Origin of the sequence: Haloflavibacter putidus (genome assembly GCF_006546625.1) — a bacterium.
GTDB classification, from domain to species: Bacteria; Bacteroidota; Bacteroidia; order Flavobacteriales; family Flavobacteriaceae; genus Mesonia; species Mesonia putida.
The window spans coordinates 1-16,227 of record NZ_VIAR01000001.1 but is presented as its reverse complement, the minus strand read 5'-3'; the positions used below and the strand labels follow the sequence as shown (position 1 = coordinate 16,227).

The 16,227-nt window shown below is 36.5% G+C and carries 12 protein-coding genes and 1 tRNA gene; 4 read left to right on the top strand and 9 right to left on the bottom strand.

Annotation, left to right across the window (positions count from 1 at the left end; all coding sequences use genetic code 11):
• Window positions 1–55: 55 nt before the first annotated feature.
• The 6 genes from rpsB to polA form a co-directional block, all read right to left on the bottom strand.
• Window positions 56–952: a 30S ribosomal protein S2 gene (gene rpsB / locus FKR84_RS00070; protein WP_141420141.1), complete on the bottom strand. Its 897-nt coding sequence runs from the start codon at window positions 950–952 to the stop codon at window positions 56–58.
• Window positions 953–1,131: 179 nt separating this feature from the next.
• A complete protein-coding gene (gene rpsI, locus FKR84_RS00065) occupies window positions 1,132–1,518 on the bottom strand; it encodes a 30S ribosomal protein S9 (RefSeq protein ID WP_141420140.1) in 387 nt (128 codons plus the stop codon).
• Window positions 1,519–1,974, bottom strand: coding sequence for a 50S ribosomal protein L13 (rplM, locus tag FKR84_RS00060; RefSeq protein WP_141420139.1), 456 nt, complete (start codon window positions 1,972–1,974; stop codon window positions 1,519–1,521).
• A gap of 911 nt (window positions 1,975–2,885) precedes the next feature.
• Window positions 2,886–3,518, bottom strand: a complete 633-nt coding sequence (locus FKR84_RS00055) for a hypothetical protein (RefSeq protein WP_141420138.1) — start codon at window positions 3,516–3,518, stop codon at window positions 2,886–2,888.
• 32 nt (window positions 3,519–3,550) lie between these two features.
• Window positions 3,551–3,742, bottom strand: a complete 192-nt coding sequence (locus FKR84_RS00050) for a hypothetical protein (RefSeq protein ID WP_141420137.1) — start codon at window positions 3,740–3,742, stop codon at window positions 3,551–3,553.
• A gap of 41 nt (window positions 3,743–3,783) precedes the next feature.
• Window positions 3,784–6,624: a DNA polymerase I gene (gene polA, locus FKR84_RS00045; protein ID WP_141420136.1), complete on the bottom strand. Its 2,841-nt coding sequence runs from the start codon at window positions 6,622–6,624 to the stop codon at window positions 3,784–3,786.
• A 423-nt stretch (window positions 6,625–7,047) separates the two neighbouring features.
• Here polA and FKR84_RS00040 point away from each other — a divergent pair, with 423 nt between their 5' ends.
• From FKR84_RS00040 to FKR84_RS00030, 3 genes are all read left to right on the top strand, one after another.
• Window positions 7,048–8,268: a metallophosphoesterase gene (locus FKR84_RS00040; RefSeq protein ID WP_141420135.1), complete on the top strand. Its 1,221-nt coding sequence runs from the start codon at window positions 7,048–7,050 to the stop codon at window positions 8,266–8,268.
• Between the two features lie 59 nt (window positions 8,269–8,327).
• Window positions 8,328–9,767, top strand: a complete 1,440-nt coding sequence (locus FKR84_RS00035; RefSeq protein WP_233357608.1) for a cell wall anchor protein — start codon at window positions 8,328–8,330, stop codon at window positions 9,765–9,767.
• 165 nt (window positions 9,768–9,932) lie between these two features.
• Entirely contained in the window at window positions 9,933–10,232 is a 300-nt protein-coding gene (locus FKR84_RS00030; protein WP_141420133.1) for a thioredoxin family protein, read from the top strand.
• On the opposite strand, the gene FKR84_RS00025 is transcribed toward FKR84_RS00030, so the two are convergent.
• From FKR84_RS00025 to FKR84_RS00015, 3 genes are all read right to left on the bottom strand, one after another.
• Entirely contained in the window at window positions 10,229–10,885 is a 657-nt protein-coding gene (locus tag FKR84_RS00025) for a polysaccharide deacetylase family protein (protein ID WP_317129095.1), read from the bottom strand. The two genes, FKR84_RS00030 and FKR84_RS00025, sit on opposite strands and share 4 nt — an antisense overlap.
• On the bottom strand, window positions 10,854–14,174 hold the full coding sequence (locus FKR84_RS00020; RefSeq protein ID WP_141420132.1) for a glycosyltransferase family 117 protein: 3,321 nt from the start codon (window positions 14,172–14,174) through the stop codon (window positions 10,854–10,856). Before FKR84_RS00020 ends, FKR84_RS00025 begins: the two co-directional genes overlap by 32 nt.
• Window positions 14,175–14,700: 526 nt before the next feature.
• On the bottom strand, window positions 14,701–15,561 hold the full coding sequence (locus FKR84_RS00015) for a formate/nitrite transporter family protein (RefSeq protein WP_141420131.1): 861 nt from the start codon (window positions 15,559–15,561) through the stop codon (window positions 14,701–14,703).
• Window positions 15,562–15,911: 350 nt separating this feature from the next.
• Between FKR84_RS00015 and FKR84_RS00010 the strand changes: the two genes are divergently transcribed.
• Window positions 15,912–15,984 (top strand) — tRNA-Gln (locus FKR84_RS00010).
• Window positions 15,985–16,227: the final 243 nt, after the last annotated feature.

Below are 16,227 nucleotides of genomic sequence, written 5' to 3'. Positions count from 1 at the left end.
AATAAGTCGTTTGTTAAAAACTTAGTTTACAAAACGACTTATCCCATAAAAGATTTTATTTTTTGTCTTCTTTTTTGTCTGACAAAGCTTTGTCTAAGGTTTCTTGTTTAGACTCTAATTTCACGTCTTCCTTAGCCTCTTTCATTGCTTTTTTGTCTTCTTTATCTGTAGAAGGCGCTTCTGCTTTTGGCTGTTTGGCTTTGGCAGCTTTTTTAGTAGCTTCTTCTTTTTTGGCAGCTTCTTTCTTTGCTTCTTTTTCTGCTTTGCGGTCAGATAAACCGTCTACAATAGCATCAGAAACATAAGAAACCACTTTTTTGATAGATTTGGAAGCATCATCATTTGCTGGAATGGCATATTCTACCTCTCGCGGATCTGAGTTGGTATCTACCATTGCAAAAATAGGAATGTTTAATTTCTGTGCTTCCTTAATCGCAATATGTTCGCGGGTAATATCTACCACAAAAAGTGCGCCCGGTAAACGGGTCATATCTGTAATAGAGCCTAACTGCTTTTCTAATTTTGCGCGCAAACGGCTTACTTGCAAACGCTCTTTTTTAGAAAGAGAATTAAAGGTGCCGTCTTTTTTCATACGGTCTATAGAAGCCATCTTTTTAACCGCTTTTCTAATGGTTACAAAGTTGGTTAACATACCACCGGGCCAACGCTCGGTAATGTATGGCATGTTTGCTTTTTCTGCTTCTTCAGCAACAATTTCTTTTGCTTGTTTTTTGGTAGCAACAAATAAAATTTTTCTACCACTGGCTGCTATTTTGCTAAGCGCGTCTCCGGCTTCTTGCATTTTTGCAGCACTTTTGTATAGGTTTATGATGTGAATCCCATTACGCTCCATATAGATATAAGGTGCCATATTTGGGTTCCATCTTCTGGTAAGGTGACCAAAGTGTACACCTGCATCCAGTAAGTCTTTTACTTCTATGTTTTTTGCCATTTTTGTAATAGTTTACGTTCTGTTGAGATAGCAATAAACAAGTGGCTTACAAATTATTTGTAACGGCCTTGCCTATTTAGATGCTAAACTAACTCCCAAAATTTTGGCCTTTGGGATAACAACAAACTTTATTGTTAAAATTAAATACTTTTTGAAAAGCAAAAGCTTTCCAAAACCAATTAACGTTTTGAGAATTGGAATTTTTTACGGGCTTTCTTCTGACCGAATTTCTTACGCTCTACCATTCTTGGGTCACGCGTTAACAGACCTTCTGGCTTTAAAACACTACGATTTTCGGCATCTAGCTCACACATTGCTCTAGATAAAGCCAAACGTATTGCTTCTGCTTGCCCAGTAATTCCACCGCCAAATACATTTACCGAAACATCAAAATTCTCTTCGTTGCCGGTTAACATTAAAGCTTGGTTCACTTTGTACTGAAGTGTACCGGTGGTAAAATAATCTTTTAGGTCTTTGGTGTTTACGGTGATGTTTCCTTTACCTTCCGATAAGTAAACACGCGCAACAGCAGTTTTTCTACGACCTATTTTGTGAATTGTCTCCATTTACACCAGTTCGTTTAAATTAATACTTTTTGGTTTTTGCGCATCATACTTGTGCTCTCCGCCTACAAAAACCTTTAAATTGTTAAAAAGTGCCGATCCTAATTTGTTTTTAGGTAGCATTCCTTTAACCGCTTTCTCAACAACTCTTGTTGGATCTTTGTCAAATAATTCTTGCGCGGTTAAACGTCTTTGTCCCCCTGGGTAATTGGTGTAACGAATATATTCTTTCGCTTCCCATTTTTTACCGGTTAAGTTGACTTTCTCTGCATTAATGATTATTACATTGTCGCCGCAGTCAACGTGTGGGGTGAAATTTGGCTTGTGCTTACCTCTAATATACTTTGCAGCAATAGAAGCAAGGCGACCAAGCGATTGTCCGTCAGCATCCATTACAACCCACTCTTTATTTACAGTTTGGTTGTTGGCAGATACTGTTTTGTAACTTAATGTGTCCACACTAACTTTTTTTAATAATTAAACATTCCTTGCCCTTTCCCAATTTAGGGAAACGGGGTGCAAAAATACAATTATAAATTTATTTAGCAAGTAGCCTAAGCTATTATTTTAAAATAACCACTCAGTCACAAGTAGTTGAAAGTGAATACGCTTTATGCGATAAGCTGTAAGGCGAGAAAAGTTTTCTGTCCAATACGTCATTACTTTGAAAAAGGAGCCACGAACTACGATAAAAAAGAATCAAGACAAAAAAGAACCACGAACCACGACGAAAGAGAATCATGACAGAAGAAAGAAGAAATGGTACTAAAAAAGAACAACAAATAACGCTTTATGCACTACGCTTTAAGCTGTAAGCGGAATAAAAATAGTATAGTGTATAATGTATATTGAAGCTTTTCAAGGAGTTTAAGCAAAAAACACATTAATCTAAAATTAACCAATTAACAAATCACTACTACTCGATTACACGAATAAGCGATTACACGCCAAACAAAGAACGAGCAACGCTTTATGCCATAAGCTATAAGCTATAAGCGGAAAATATTATTAAAAGTAGGAATTGGGATTTAAAGAAAATCGAAAAACGCCCAGCAAATATCGCTAAATGCGAAACTCCCAACGCGAAACGAACACTTCTAAACCGAGAGATTCTGAATAAAATCTTTCCGTTGATCAGATTTTTTCAGAATGACAGTTTTTTTGATGGTTTTCTTAAATCAATTTCTACCATCTAATCTCAAATTAACCAATTAACAAATCACTACTACTCGATTACACGCCAAACAAAAAACGAGCAACGCTATATGCAATAAGCTATATGCGGAAAATATTATTAAAAGTAGGAATTGGTATTTGATGAACGACGTTCAACCAAAAACACCCAACGAAAAACGAAAAACAAACAACGCTTAGCGCAAGAACCCCATTCGTTTTACTTCTTTTTGTATTTCTGCAATATCTTCGGGGATGTTGTTTTCTAAAATCAACCAATTTACGTCTAAACCGTGGTTAATGGCAGTTTTCATCAGCAAATGTTCGCTGGCAATGGCCTTTCCTAATTCCGGTAAACTGTCTTCAAATTCTAAAAGTATATCTTCATGCATTTTTTGTAAAAGAACCAAAATCTTAAACGAACGCGCTATTACGTAAATACAGAATTTTTGTGCGTGGACCGGATGGGTCTTTTCGAATAATTCTTCCGCGTTTTTTATTACCGTAGTGAGCAGAAGTATTGTTAGCGAAATTTCCCCAAATTTATCTTTGGTAGTGCGCACGTGTTCGGCTATATCGCCACTTAAAAAACTGGTAAGCACTTTAAGCTGATTAAGCGATTTTGCTTCTTGTGCGATTTCCCGGCCTCGCTCTCGAATCTGTTCTTCTATAAGCTCGCGCCGGTCTTCCAAACTTTTATCGTCTAAAAGTTCAAAATATAACTGGTTTACTAAATTTTTATCCTTTTTCAGTAAACGTATAAGCAATTTATCTTTTTCCTTTTCAGATAAATGCAATACTGCTTCTTTAAATTCTTTACTGAATTTCATAAGCGTTTTTTTATCTTGTAAACTTAAAATAGTTATTTCCTGCTTGTTCTTTTCCCTAAAAAATACGAAAGCGTCGCAAAACCCAAGAAAACAATAATTTTTCCAAATAAATAAGCATAGCCATAGGTGGTTAATTGTTCTAAACCTTCTATAAAAATAAAAACGATGTTTACCAACAAAGCAATTGCAATTAATAAACAAGCATAAAATATAATCGTTTTCATCTGCCTAAATTTTTACTAAACCTAATACCCACCGCCTAAATCTAATGCGCTTCCAGCCAATCTTGCCCAACTCCAATTTCTACATCTAACGGAACTTCTAGTTTAAAAGCATTTTCCATTTCGGTTTTGATTAGGGCTTTTAATTCTTCCAACTCGTCTTTATGTACATCAAACACCAACTCATCGTGCACTTGCAGCAACATTTTAGATTTATAATTTTTATCTTTTAATTTCTTCTGAATGTTAATCATTGCCACCTTTATAATATCTGCCGCACTTCCTTGTATTGGCGCATTTACCGCGTTGCGTTCTGCTGCGCTTCGTACCACGTGGTTACGAGCGGTTATGTCTTTTAAATAACGTCTTCTTCCCATAACGGTAGAAACATAACCGTGCTCGCGGGCAAATTCTACTTGCTCGTGTATATAACTGCGCAATTTTGGATAAGTTTTATAGTAGGTGTCAATCAATTCTTTTGCTTCTGCGCGACTTAAATCGGTTTGGTTGCTTAGGCCAAAAGCAGAAACGCCGTAAATAATCCCAAAATTTACGGTTTTGGCATTGCTACGTTGGGCGCGGGTAACTTCTTCCATAGGAACATCAAAAACTTTGGCTGCGGTAGAAGCGTGAATATCTTCGCCGTTTTTAAAAGCTTTTATCATCGTGTCTTCCTTGCTTAAAGCAGCTATTATTCGTAATTCTATTTGCGAATAATCGGCGGCGAGCAAAACATAATTTTCGTCGCGTGGTACAAAAGCTTTACGGACTTGTCTGCCGCGCTCGGTACGAATTGGGATGTTTTGTAAATTAGGATTGTTAGAACTTAACCTGCCAGTTGCCGCTACGGTTTGCATATATTGGGTATGCACACGTCCGGTTTTTTCTTCTATTACTTCCGGCAAGGCATCTATATACGTATTTTTAAGTTTTACCAAACCGCGCCATTGCAAAACGTCTGCAACAATTTGATGTTCGCCGGCCAAGTCAGATAAAACTTCTTCTCCGGTAGAAAACTGACCGGTACGGGTTTTCTTGGGTTTTTCTACCAGCTGCATCTTCCCAAACAAAATCTCGCCCAGCTGTTTTGGCGAACCTATATTAAACTCTTCCTCGGCTTCTTGGTAAATGGTTTTTTCCAGTTCTGCAATGTCTGTGGTCAAAGCTTCTGAAAGTTGTTTTAGAAAATCGCGGTCTATACGAATGCCTTCCAATTCCATTTCTGCTAAAACGCGTAGTAAAGGAATTTCTATTTGGTTAAACAGTTTTTCATTATCGGCGTCTTTTAGTTCTTCCGTAAAGAATTGTTTTAATTGCAAGGTAATATCAGCATCTTCTACGGCATACTCGGTTTGTTTTTCTAGGGGGACGCTACGCATAGATTTTTGGTTTTTCCCCTTTTTGCCAATAAGCTTTTCTATAGAAAGCGGTTGGTAATTTAAATACGTTTCCGAAAGTACGTCCATATTATGGCGCATATCCGGATTGATGATATAATGCGCCAACATTGTATCAAATAACTTGCCTTTTACTTCTATGTTGTAATTGGCCAAAACCTTAATGTCGTATTTTAAATTCTGACCAACTTTTTCGATTGCTTCCGACTCAAAAAATGCACGGAATTGCTCTATTTTTTCTTGGGCTTCTTTTTGATCTTCCGGAAAACTCACATAATAACCCTTGCCGGTTTCCCAACTAAAGGCAATACCCACCAAACTTGCTTGGTTGGTATTTAGGCTAGTGGTTTCGGTATCAAAACAAACCGATTTTTGTTTCATCAAACGTTCTAAAAACAACTTGGTTGCCATTCCCGGTTCTACCTTTTGATACAAATGCGGCGTGTTTTCTAAATTTTTGTAACCTTGAAAATCTTCGGCATCCAAATCTCCTTTAGAAGTATCGTTTCCGAAAAGAGAAAATTGTCCGGCGCCGGCTACCTTTTCGTCTTTTTGCTTAGCTTTTGCGTTAGTAGTAGTAAGACCTTTATCTGATTCACTCCCTTCGTTAAACATTTTTACAAATTGATCTGTCAATCTTCTAAACTCCAATTCTTGAAAAATTTCCACTACTTTTTCTGCATCGGGTTTGGAAAGTTCATAATCTTCTTCGTTAAAAGTTACGTCACATTCCGTAAAGATAGTAGCGAGTTTTCTGGACAAGCGACCCAATTCTTCATTGGCAATTACCTTTTCTTTCATCTTGCCTTTTAGCTCGTCTATATTTTCGTACAGACCTTGCATGCCGCCATATTTTTTGATAAATTTTTTGGCGGTTTTATCGCCCACGCCGGGCAATCCCGGAATATTATCCGAGGCATCGCCCATCATTCCTAAATAATCTATAACCTGCTCCGGTTTTTCTACACCAAAGCGTTTTTGCACTTCCGGAATTCCCCAAACTTCAATACTATTTCCCATTCTTGCCGGGCGGTACATAAAAATATTTTCAGAAACCAACTGCGCAAAATCTTTATCTGGTGTTACCATAAAAACCTGGTAATTTTCTTTCTCGGCTTGTTTTGCCAAGGTGCCAATAATATCGTCTGCTTCCAGTCCCGAAAGTTCTACCACCGGAATGTGCATGGCTTTTAAAATGTCTTGAATTATTGGGATAGATTGTTTTATTACATCTGGCGTGGCGTCTCTGTTGGCTTTATACTCTGCAAAAAGCTCTGTGCGTTCTGCACTGCCATCTTTGTCAAAACAAACGGCCAAATGGTCTGGTTTTTCCCTTTTTATAACATCAAACAAAGAATTTACAAAACCCATTATGGCAGAAGTGTCCTGGCCTTTAGAATTTATAATCGGGTTTTTGATAAGGGCATAATAGCCTCTAAAAATTAAAGCATAAGCGTCTAATAAGAAAAGGCGTTTTTGATTGGCCATAACATTCGGGAATTTTAATATTGAAAGTCAAAATTACGGGTAATTTAAACAAAATAGAAAAAATGTGGCAATTCCTTTTTTAGTAATATGAACTATATGAAATTTAAATTTTTTAAATCCTTTTTCTTCAGTATAGCGAAGCTTTTCCGTAAAAAATTTTTGTCTTCCCAAATCTATTTGGGAATTGGCTTGATTTATCTTAAGCTTAAGCCAAAGGGTTTTCGCCTGTATCCGACGAGTAAAACGAGAGGAATACACAGCAAAGAAAATGAACAAAAGCTTCTTAGAATGCAAAATTTTTGTGTTTTAAGAATTTTTATGAAGTTCAAATCAAAAACTAATTCTTTCACACACGTTAAAATATTGAGAAAGTAAGTTTTAGGAACAAGTATTGCGTTAAATTTGCCGACTCAAAATTTTACTATGCGCTGGTTTATTTTTATAACGCTTTATTGTTTACTCACTTGGTACAGTTTTCAAGCCGTAAAAACCCTTACTAAAAATACGTATTTGCACTTTGGTTTTCTTGGGGTGGTAACTTTGGTGCTTTCTTATTTTTTATACTATTGGCTGCAACCTTCTTCGGGCAGTGCTTTTACGGGAAACAGAAGTTTGGCTTTTGGCTTTGTTCTGGCAGTTTTGGCTGCCGAAGTAGTGATTGTACTCTTTATGTTTGGCGAAGATATTTTGCGATTTCTTTATGCAGGGTATCAGAAAATATTTACAAAATCTGGTGCAGAAGCTTTGCCGTCCCGTAGAAATTTTGTGAGTACTTTGGCATTAGGAATTGCGGCAATACCATTTGCTTCTTTGCTTTACGGAATGTGGCGCGGCAAGTATAATTTTAAAGTTTTGGAGTACGAATTAACTTTTGATGATCTCCCCGAAGCTTTTGACGGCTACCGAATAACCCAGATTAGCGATGTACACAGCGGAAGTTTTGACAACCATAAGAAAATAGAATACGCTGTAGATTTGATTAACCAGCAACAAAGCGATGCCATATTTTTTACCGGAGATTTGGTAAACAACCGCGCAGACGAGATGAAAAGCTGGAAAAACCTCTTTAAAAATCTGGAAGCCAAAGATGGCGTTTTTTCTATTTTAGGAAACCACGATTATGGCGATTATGTAAAGTGGAATTCCACTAAGGAAAAAGAGGAAAACCTACAACAGCTAAAACACACCCAAAAAGAAATGGGCTGGGATTTACTTTTAAACGAGCATAGAATACTAGAACGCAACCAACAAAAAATAGCAATTGTTGGGGTAGAAAATTGGGGTACCGGCGGTTTTGTAAAACACGGCGATATAGATAAAGCCGGTCAAAATCTTTCTGATAAAGATTTTAAAATAGTGCTTAGTCACGACCCGTCTTATTGGGAAGAGCGCATTAGAGATCACCATAAAAATTACCAATTAACCTTAAGCGGTCATACACACGGCATGCAATTTGGCATTGAAATTCCCGGTTGGTTTAAATGGAGTCCGGCACAATTTAGATATAAACATTGGGCAGGTATTTATAAAGAAAAAAACAGGTTTATAAATGTTAACCGCGGTTTTGGTTTCTTAGCCTATCCGGGTAGAGTTGGTATGTGGCCAGAAATTAGTGTGTTAAAATTAAAGAAATCAGTAGTTTAACATTTATTTATACATTTAATCTGTATTTTTGTCTCTTAAACGGACAAAAAGATTAAATGATGAAGAAGAGAATACTACTAATTTTTTTATTGAGTTTTCCAACACTTATGCTTCAAGCGCAAGTTGGTATAAATACTACAGAGCCGGACAAATCTGCGAGTCTGGACATTCAATCGCAAGACAGTGGTTTGTTGGTTCCACGAATGACTACCGCTCAAAGAGAAGCTATTGTAGACCCGGCTAATTCGTTACTTGTTTATGATACAGATTTAGATGGTTATTATTACAATCAAGGAACTAAAGCAGATATCCAGTGGGTAAAATTCTTGAATAGTGAGAAGAATGCACGCGACAACTTTAAAATAATTAAAAAGGAAAGTGATTTTCCAGAAGCTAGCGGCGGGAAAATAACCTTAGACGAAAACGTTTTATATGAAATAAACGGGAGTGTTGCGGTAAACACTCCAATAGATTTAAATGGGGCTTATCTTAGTGGAAAAAATACCAACAGGGATATTCTAATTAATAACACTGGATCTTCTCTATTTACCGGTAATAAAGGAGGTGTTATTCGGAATATGATTATAAATGGAAATGGTAATCAACTCTTTCAAATTACTGGTACCGGTGTAGAAAACTTGATTCTAAACAATCTCTTTTTCACAGGAGCTGGCAGTATTGGTAAACTGGAAGGCTTTAACCTTGTTCTTTTAACTACCGTACAATTTTTAAATAACCAGAATGGGCTAGAGGCCGTAAATATTTATTCGTTTTTACTTTCCAATATTTTTTGGACAGAACAAAATGATGGCACTTTTTTAAGTTTAAACGGTACGTTTACTGACGTGCAATACAGTGGAGGTAGAGTAGTTACAGATGCTGGAGAAACCGGTATAGATGTTAGTTCTAATCCTACTATTAATAATTCTGCTTCTATAGACGGCGTGAATTTTTCAGGCTCCGGAACAAGGGTTAATGGTTATACAACTAATTCTTATCCTAATTATAATTTTGATAATAAATGGGAAGTTAATACAGCAGGGATTACCCGGGAAGAAGATGCAGTTGCTAATGCTAGTATGTTTTATCAAGGTTCTGCGGTAAACAGTAATTATAACTCTTCCAGCGGGACTAAACTTAACGTTATCACACAAGTAACTAATAGGCTGCTATTTAGTCATGATAATAATGAACTCACTTACAATGGTCTGCGAGGACGTACATTCCAATTAAATGGTTCTTTATCTTATAGCGCTGCAGATGCGCCAGAATTAGTCTTTTATGTGGTAAAGAAAAATAGCTCTGAAGTTGTTGCTTTAAATAATACCAAAGTTTTTTCAAAAGGTAGTACCGGGTTTTTTACAAATTCTGGCACTTTGGCTGTGCCGTTGCACGGTACTGTACGCTTACAGCCGGGAGAATCTGTTGAAGTTTGGGTGCAAGCTAATTCTGGGTCAGGAACCATGAATATCCGATCTTTTAACTTAAGTATTAACTAATAGTAAATTTTATTAAATTAAACAAAGCCTTTTTGCCGTAGTACTGCAAAAAAGGCTTTATGTTTTTGAAAAACTTGGAGAGGTAATAGAATTAATCTTAACAATTTCCTAATCTTTTGGTGGTTTTAAACACCTTGCTTAATTTTATTTTCAAAATAAAAATTTATGGCAAAATTTGGGAGTTTAATACAATCTGAAAAACCGGTCTTGCTTTGTTTTTACGATAGCGAAAACCCAGAGCAAGTAGAGGGTCTTAAAGACAAGCTTAAAAAAGTGGCGGCCGCTCCAAACTTAGATTCCAGGGTTATTAAAATAGATGCACAAAGCAACGAAAAGTTAGTGCAAGCTTTGAAAATTAACCACCTCCCTAATTTTATGATTTATAAAAACGAAAAATTACTGTGGCAAGAAGCGGGTAACCTTGCGGTGGAAAGTTTGGTGGAGGCTGTTCAAAAAAATGCTTAAAGTTTTTTAAATAAATACCCTTTTTTGCTGTAAAAGTCTAAAACCTTCGGTAAAACATAGCGTAGGTTTTTCTCTGCTTTTAGGCTGTCGTGAAACACAACGATGCTTCCCGGTTTTGCATAGTACAATACATTTTTAAGACATCTTTCTCGCGATACAGAAGCGTCGTAATCTCTGCTCAAAACACTCCACATTATAATTTTATATCCTTTTTGTAGCAAATAATTAGCTTGCTTTGCGCGAATTTTTCCGTAAGGAGGTCTAAATAATTTGCTTTGTATTATTGTATTGGCTTGCTCTGTATTTTCTAAATAGGTTTTGGTATTGCTTTTCCAACCGTTTAAATGCTTATGTGTATGATTGCCAACCGCATTTCCCGAAGCTAAAAGTTGTTTAAATAGTTCGGGATGTTTTTCTGCATTTTCGCCAATACAAAAAAAAGTTGCTTCGGCTTGGTATTCTTTTAGGGTTTTTAAAACCCAGGGAGTGACTTCAGGAATTGGGCCATCGTCAAAAGTTAAGTATAAGTTTTTTTTAGAAACGCTTTTATTCCAAACATAGTTGGAATAAAAGCGTTTCATTATGGCCGGTACGCGTATAAACTTTAAGTAATCTAAAAACTTACGGTAGCGGGGTGCTTTGGGCAGAGTCAACTGGTAATGGCTTTTGGTTGTTATCTGGCAGCAAATCTTCTTGATTTGGGTCTATTTGCTCTTGTTGCTGCGCCGGATCATAGTCTTCTTCATCTTCGTAAAAGTGTTCAAAGAGTTGCAAATGCTCATTAAACTTTTTGGCTTCTTGCTCTATTAATTGCTCGTCTTGGTTATACAGCAACAAATCTACCAAGCTGCGGTAACGCTCTATATTGGTAATTATCTCTTCGCCCATTTGGTATTGTCTGTCTAAGCTAAGCTGACTGTAATATTGCAGGGTTTCTTTGTACTTTCCTGCTACTTCTCGCCAAATTTCTCGCGCTTTTTCTTTTTCTCCAATTTGATAATAACCACTAATAAAGGGTTCTAAAAGTGTGTAATAGCCAAATTTATCTACCGGCATTTTTTCCATACCCAAATTTAAAATCTCTTTTGCTTTTTGGGTTTTACCTTCTTTCAGTAAATTTTCTACCAAACGCGCCAAGTTACCACGATAAGTAATCGAATTTTTACGGGTTTCCGGATCGTGATAAATGTCATCGCTACCATTATTGTCCCAATCCCAATTGGTAACAATCTCGTACATTTTTTCGGTATCTATTCTTCCCATATCGTATGGGGTTTCCGGATCTATTTTGGTTTGTATTGGCACCAATTTATAGCAAACGCCGTCTAATTGTAAGTAATCTTTCATCCATAAATAGTTGGCATCGCCAAAGCTGCCGCCGGTAAAGTAAATAGGTCTTTCCCATTCTGCGTTGGCTACAATGTCTAACATTAGTAAAGTGTTTTTATAAATAACTTCACTACCAATCTCTAAATCGATATGCGGTACAATTTTATCGCGGTCTTCCTCCTTTACAATTCCGCTGGCAATCGCTTTTTCCGGGTTAACCGGAATGCGTACATTTTTGGTAGGAAAAGTATTAATTGTTTGCCCATTTTGCATTTCTGCTTGGGTGGTTGGGTTATCACTCGCAATATATTGTATCCACTTTTTAATAAGTAAGGTATCTTTAATTCGTGGATCTTCGTAATAGCGTATATAATCGTTGGTGCCGTAATGAAAATCTTCTCTCTCTAAAATAGTTTCTACCGGTTTACTTTTGTAAGCGGCTTCTTTCATTTGCGAGATATACCAAGAAGTAGCCAATAAACTGGTGTTTATAATGCGTACATCTGTGCGGTAGCCTTCAATTTCTTGCGCATACCAAAGCGCAAAAGTATCGTTGTCTCCAATGGTAAACAAGATGCCGTTTTGCTCTACAGAGTCTAAATACATTTTTGCCATAGAACGCGCGGTATATCTATCTGAACGATCGTGATCGTCCCAGTTTTGAGAAACCAAAATCCCGGGAACGGCAAGTAAACAAACCACGGTAACCAGTGGCGCTACTATTTTGGGTTTTAGGCGATCGCGCAGCAAATCGAATAAGGCATAAACCCCAAAACCAATCCAGATGGCAAATACATAAAAAGAACCAACCAAGGCATAATCGCGTTCGCGTGGTTCAAAAGGACGTTCGTTGAGGTAAATTTTTAGTGCAATTCCCGTAAAGAGGAAAAACACCAATAATACCCAAAAGTTTTTATTGTCGTTTTTTAACTGAAAAACCAAACCGAGCAATCCTAAAATAAGCGGTAAAAAGAAATAAGTATTACGGGCTTTATTATTTTTTACATCGGAAGGTAAATTTTCTTGTGAGCCCAATCTTATCTCGTCTAAAAAGTTTATTCCGCTAAGCCAATTACCGTGTACGTCGTTATATTTACCTTGTACATCGTCTTGACGCCCAACAAAATTCCACATAAAATAGCGCCAATACATATAACCTACTTGAAACTCGAACAAATAACGAAGATTGGACGCCATAGTAGGTTTTTCGACATTTAAATACTGACTAAATTGCTGAAGGAAAGAAATATAATCTTCGTTGGTAATCTGGTTTAAGGCATAAGCTTTTTTAAACTCCCGAACGGTTTGCACCAACTGCTGTTCACTTCTGTATTCGGGTTTTATGCTAAAATCTAAAGCCCCGGTAAACTGCATATAATTAGAGGCGTGTTCTGTACTCCACATTCGTGGTAACAAAGCTTTGTGCTGCGGACCGGAGTTTTGCTTAGCATTTTTGTAGTTGTTTACAATCTCGTAGGTGCCGGTTTCGTAGTTTTCTTCGTATTTCGGTTTGTCGTCTATATATGGAGTGTCCGGGTCTAAAGTGCCAAAAATATCGGAGAATTGCGGACCGTAAAACAAGCTATTGTCCGGGTATTGTTCGCGGTTATAATACGCCAATAATTCTCTGGCGTTATCCGGACTGTTTTCGTTAATTACCGTCCCGGCGTTGGCACGAATTGGTAACATAATCCAGCTGGAAAATCCTATAAAAATAAAGAGAATGCACAGCACAAAAGTGTTGGCGTGTATAAAGTCTTTTTTTCGGGTGTACCGAAGCAAATAATAAAATGCAGCAATTACAAGAAGACCGGCTATTATAGTACCGGAGTTAAACGGCAAGCCAATACTGTTTACAAAAAACACTTCTGCTTCCGCAAAGAAAGTAAGCGTGTACGGTAGCAATAATAGAAAGATAAACAGTAAGATGGCCACCACGATAAGATTGGCGAAAATGAAATTCTTAACCGTTATTTTTTCTACGTTTTTAAAGTAATATAAAAAACCGATTGCAGGAATGGTAAGCAAAGCCATAAAATGCACCCCAAAAGAAAGTCCAATAATAAATGCGATTAAAATAAGCCAACGGTTGCCGCGGGGTTTAAACATATCGCGTTCCCATAAAAGGCCCAGATAAAACATAATAGCCATTAAACAACTTGCCATTGCATAAACTTCGGTTTCTCCTGCATTAAACCAAAAACTATCGGTAAAACTAAAGGCCAAACTGCCAACGGCAGCACTGCCAAGAACGGCAATTTTTTCTGAACCGGATAAAGTCTCTGCCGGTCCCGAAATCTTTCTTACCAAGAGCGAGATAGACCAAAACATAAATAGAATGGTAAAAGCACTAGCTACAGCCGAAAGCATATTTACCATAAAAGCTACATTTTCTGCGTCTGGGGCAAACATAGAAAAGAAAGCGCCCATCATTTGAAAAAACGGCGCTCCCGGCGGGTGACCTACTTGTAACTTTGCGGAGGTAGAAATATATTCTCCAGAATCCCAAAAACTGGTAGTGGGCTCTACCGTTAACGTATAGGTAATTAAAGCTATTAAGAAAACGGCCCAACCTAAAATTTGGTTCCACCGGCTAAAGTTGAAATTCTTCATTATAATGGTTTAAAAATCACTCGAGGGCGAATTTAATAATATTTGCTTGTTTTAGGAACGAAAATTAATCTATAAAATTTTATGGAGAGGTATTTTCGTGGTTTGGGGATTAGTTAATTAGTAATTAGTGATATGTAAATTAGTTAATTTGGTATATTCGGGATTGGTCAATTAGTTAATTTCTTTCCTATAAAATTTATAAAATACAATATTACATTATACGCTATACACTATACAATTGGCGGATTGGAAATTAGGGATTCAGTTAATTGCTAGGCGTTGTGCGTTGTTCGTTTTTCGTTGCTCGTGGGGCGTTTTTCTTATAATGGTATAATCGAATATTCGTGTATTAGTGATTTATAAATTAGTTAATTTGGTATATTCGGGATTGGTCAATTAGTTAATTTCTTTCCTATAAAATTTATAAAATACAATATTACATTATACGCTATACACTATACAATTGGTGCTAATTTTAATTCATTTAATATAGACTATAGCTTACAGCTTATCACCAACACCTAATTTAATCTACCGGAAAATTTACGCTAAAAGCGCGGTATTTTAAGAGAGCTACAAAAACAGCTCCGCCAAGGGCGTTGCCCAATAAAGCTAAACTCTGAAATTTTGCATAGTCTAAAAGCTGTATTTTTTCTGAACTCACCAAACCCGCAAAAACCTCTACATTACCAATTATACTATGGTGTAAACCGGTAAAAGACATGGTAGCGGTTATCCCGAATATAATTAAAATACGACTTACCGTATCTTTTGAGGAGGTAATAAGCCAGGAGAGTAAACCCATTAACCAACCCGCTAAAATGGCGCTCACAAAAATACTAAACGATGCAGCTTCAGTTACGTGCATTGCGATTTTTTCTACGGTTTTCATATCGAAAATATGTAGCTTGGGACCAATCCATAACAGAACCAAGGCAATAAGATAACCACCAATTAAATTGCCGATAATTACAATGGTCCATAACTTTAAAAGTTTCCATACAGATTGCTTCTTGTTAAGAACCGGTAGGCTCAAAAGCGAAGTTTGCTCGGTAAACAAAATAGATTGTCCTAAAATAACCATCAAAAAACCAAACGGATAAACCAGAGCAAGCATTTTAAAATTTACTTCTTCCGTAAAAATACCGGTTAGAAAATAGAAGAGGGTGCAAAGCAAAAGATAACTAAAGCCAATTTCTAAACCGGCGGTAAACGAACTTAAAAATATACTCTTTGAACTTCGTTTGTAGATTTCCTGACCTTCAGAAATTTGTTCTTTTAATATTTGTCCGTGACTTTTTTTCGTGTTTTTTTCTTCTGAATTTGTTTTCTTTAACTCAGAGTCGATGTTTTTTTGCCGTTCTTCTTCTTGTTGGTTTTCTTCCATATAGTTTTTTTTGCTAAAAGCGTAAACGCCTTTTTTAAAATTTATATTGCAAAATACTATTTATTTTGGGATTGTTTGTTAAATGGTATTGAGTAGTTAGTATTGCGAATTGAGTAACGCGTATTTACTAAATATTGGCTTTACAAACAGCCAAATAGATTATTCGTATTTTTGAAACTGAACTTTGTTGGGTATTGAACTAAAATAAAACAAATTATACATTTATAAATTCTTTATTCTGAATACTTTATTTGTCTCTGAAAAATGCTTTAGTCAAAAATTGCAATAATTTTTATTTTTTTATTTGGTATAATCAAAGTTTCTATTAAATTTGCATCGCATTGACGCATTGGCCTATGGTGTAACTGGCAACACGTCTGGTTTTGGTCCAGAAGAGTCTAGGTTCGAGCCCTAGTAGGCCAACAAGAATTAAATCCCGATCATTAATTTGGTTGGGATTTCTTTTTTGAAAGAAGTAGAAATGTGGGCGAGAAGTTTATGCTGAGCATTCTAAGTTAAAAACAAACTTTTAAGCAGATAATTTTACAAAAGGTTCCTCTCTTTTGGCTACTGCAAATATTCTTAATACAAGTTTATTAGCTACAGCATTAATTACGCTCATATGATGTTTTCCATCTTTCACTTTACGGTTATAATAAGTTTTCA

Excerpts from the sequence above, each read along its gene's own strand:
- FKR84_RS00035 (WP_233357608.1), top strand. The coding sequence starts at position 8,328 with ATGAAGAAGAGAATACTACTAATTTTTTTATTGAGTTTTCCAACACTT.
- rpsB (WP_141420141.1), bottom strand. The coding sequence starts at position 952 with ATGGCAAAAAACATAGAAGTAAAAGACTTACTGGATGCAGGTGTACAC.
- FKR84_RS00055 (WP_141420138.1), bottom strand. The coding sequence starts at position 3,518 with ATGAAATTCAGTAAAGAATTTAAAGAAGCAGTATTGCATTTATCTGAA.
- polA (WP_141420136.1), bottom strand. The coding sequence starts at position 6,624 with ATGGCCAATCAAAAACGCCTTTTCTTATTAGACGCTTATGCTTTAATT.
- FKR84_RS00050 (WP_141420137.1), bottom strand. The coding sequence starts at position 3,742 with ATGAAAACGATTATATTTTATGCTTGTTTATTAATTGCAATTGCTTTG.
- FKR84_RS00030 (WP_141420133.1), top strand. The coding sequence starts at position 9,933 with ATGGCAAAATTTGGGAGTTTAATACAATCTGAAAAACCGGTCTTGCTT.
- FKR84_RS00040 (WP_141420135.1), top strand. The coding sequence starts at position 7,048 with ATGCGCTGGTTTATTTTTATAACGCTTTATTGTTTACTCACTTGGTAC.
- FKR84_RS00015 (WP_141420131.1), bottom strand. The coding sequence starts at position 15,561 with ATGGAAGAAAACCAACAAGAAGAAGAACGGCAAAAAAACATCGACTCT.
- FKR84_RS00020 (WP_141420132.1), bottom strand. The coding sequence starts at position 14,174 with ATGAAGAATTTCAACTTTAGCCGGTGGAACCAAATTTTAGGTTGGGCC.
- rpsI (WP_141420140.1), bottom strand. The coding sequence starts at position 1,518 with ATGGAGACAATTCACAAAATAGGTCGTAGAAAAACTGCTGTTGCGCGT.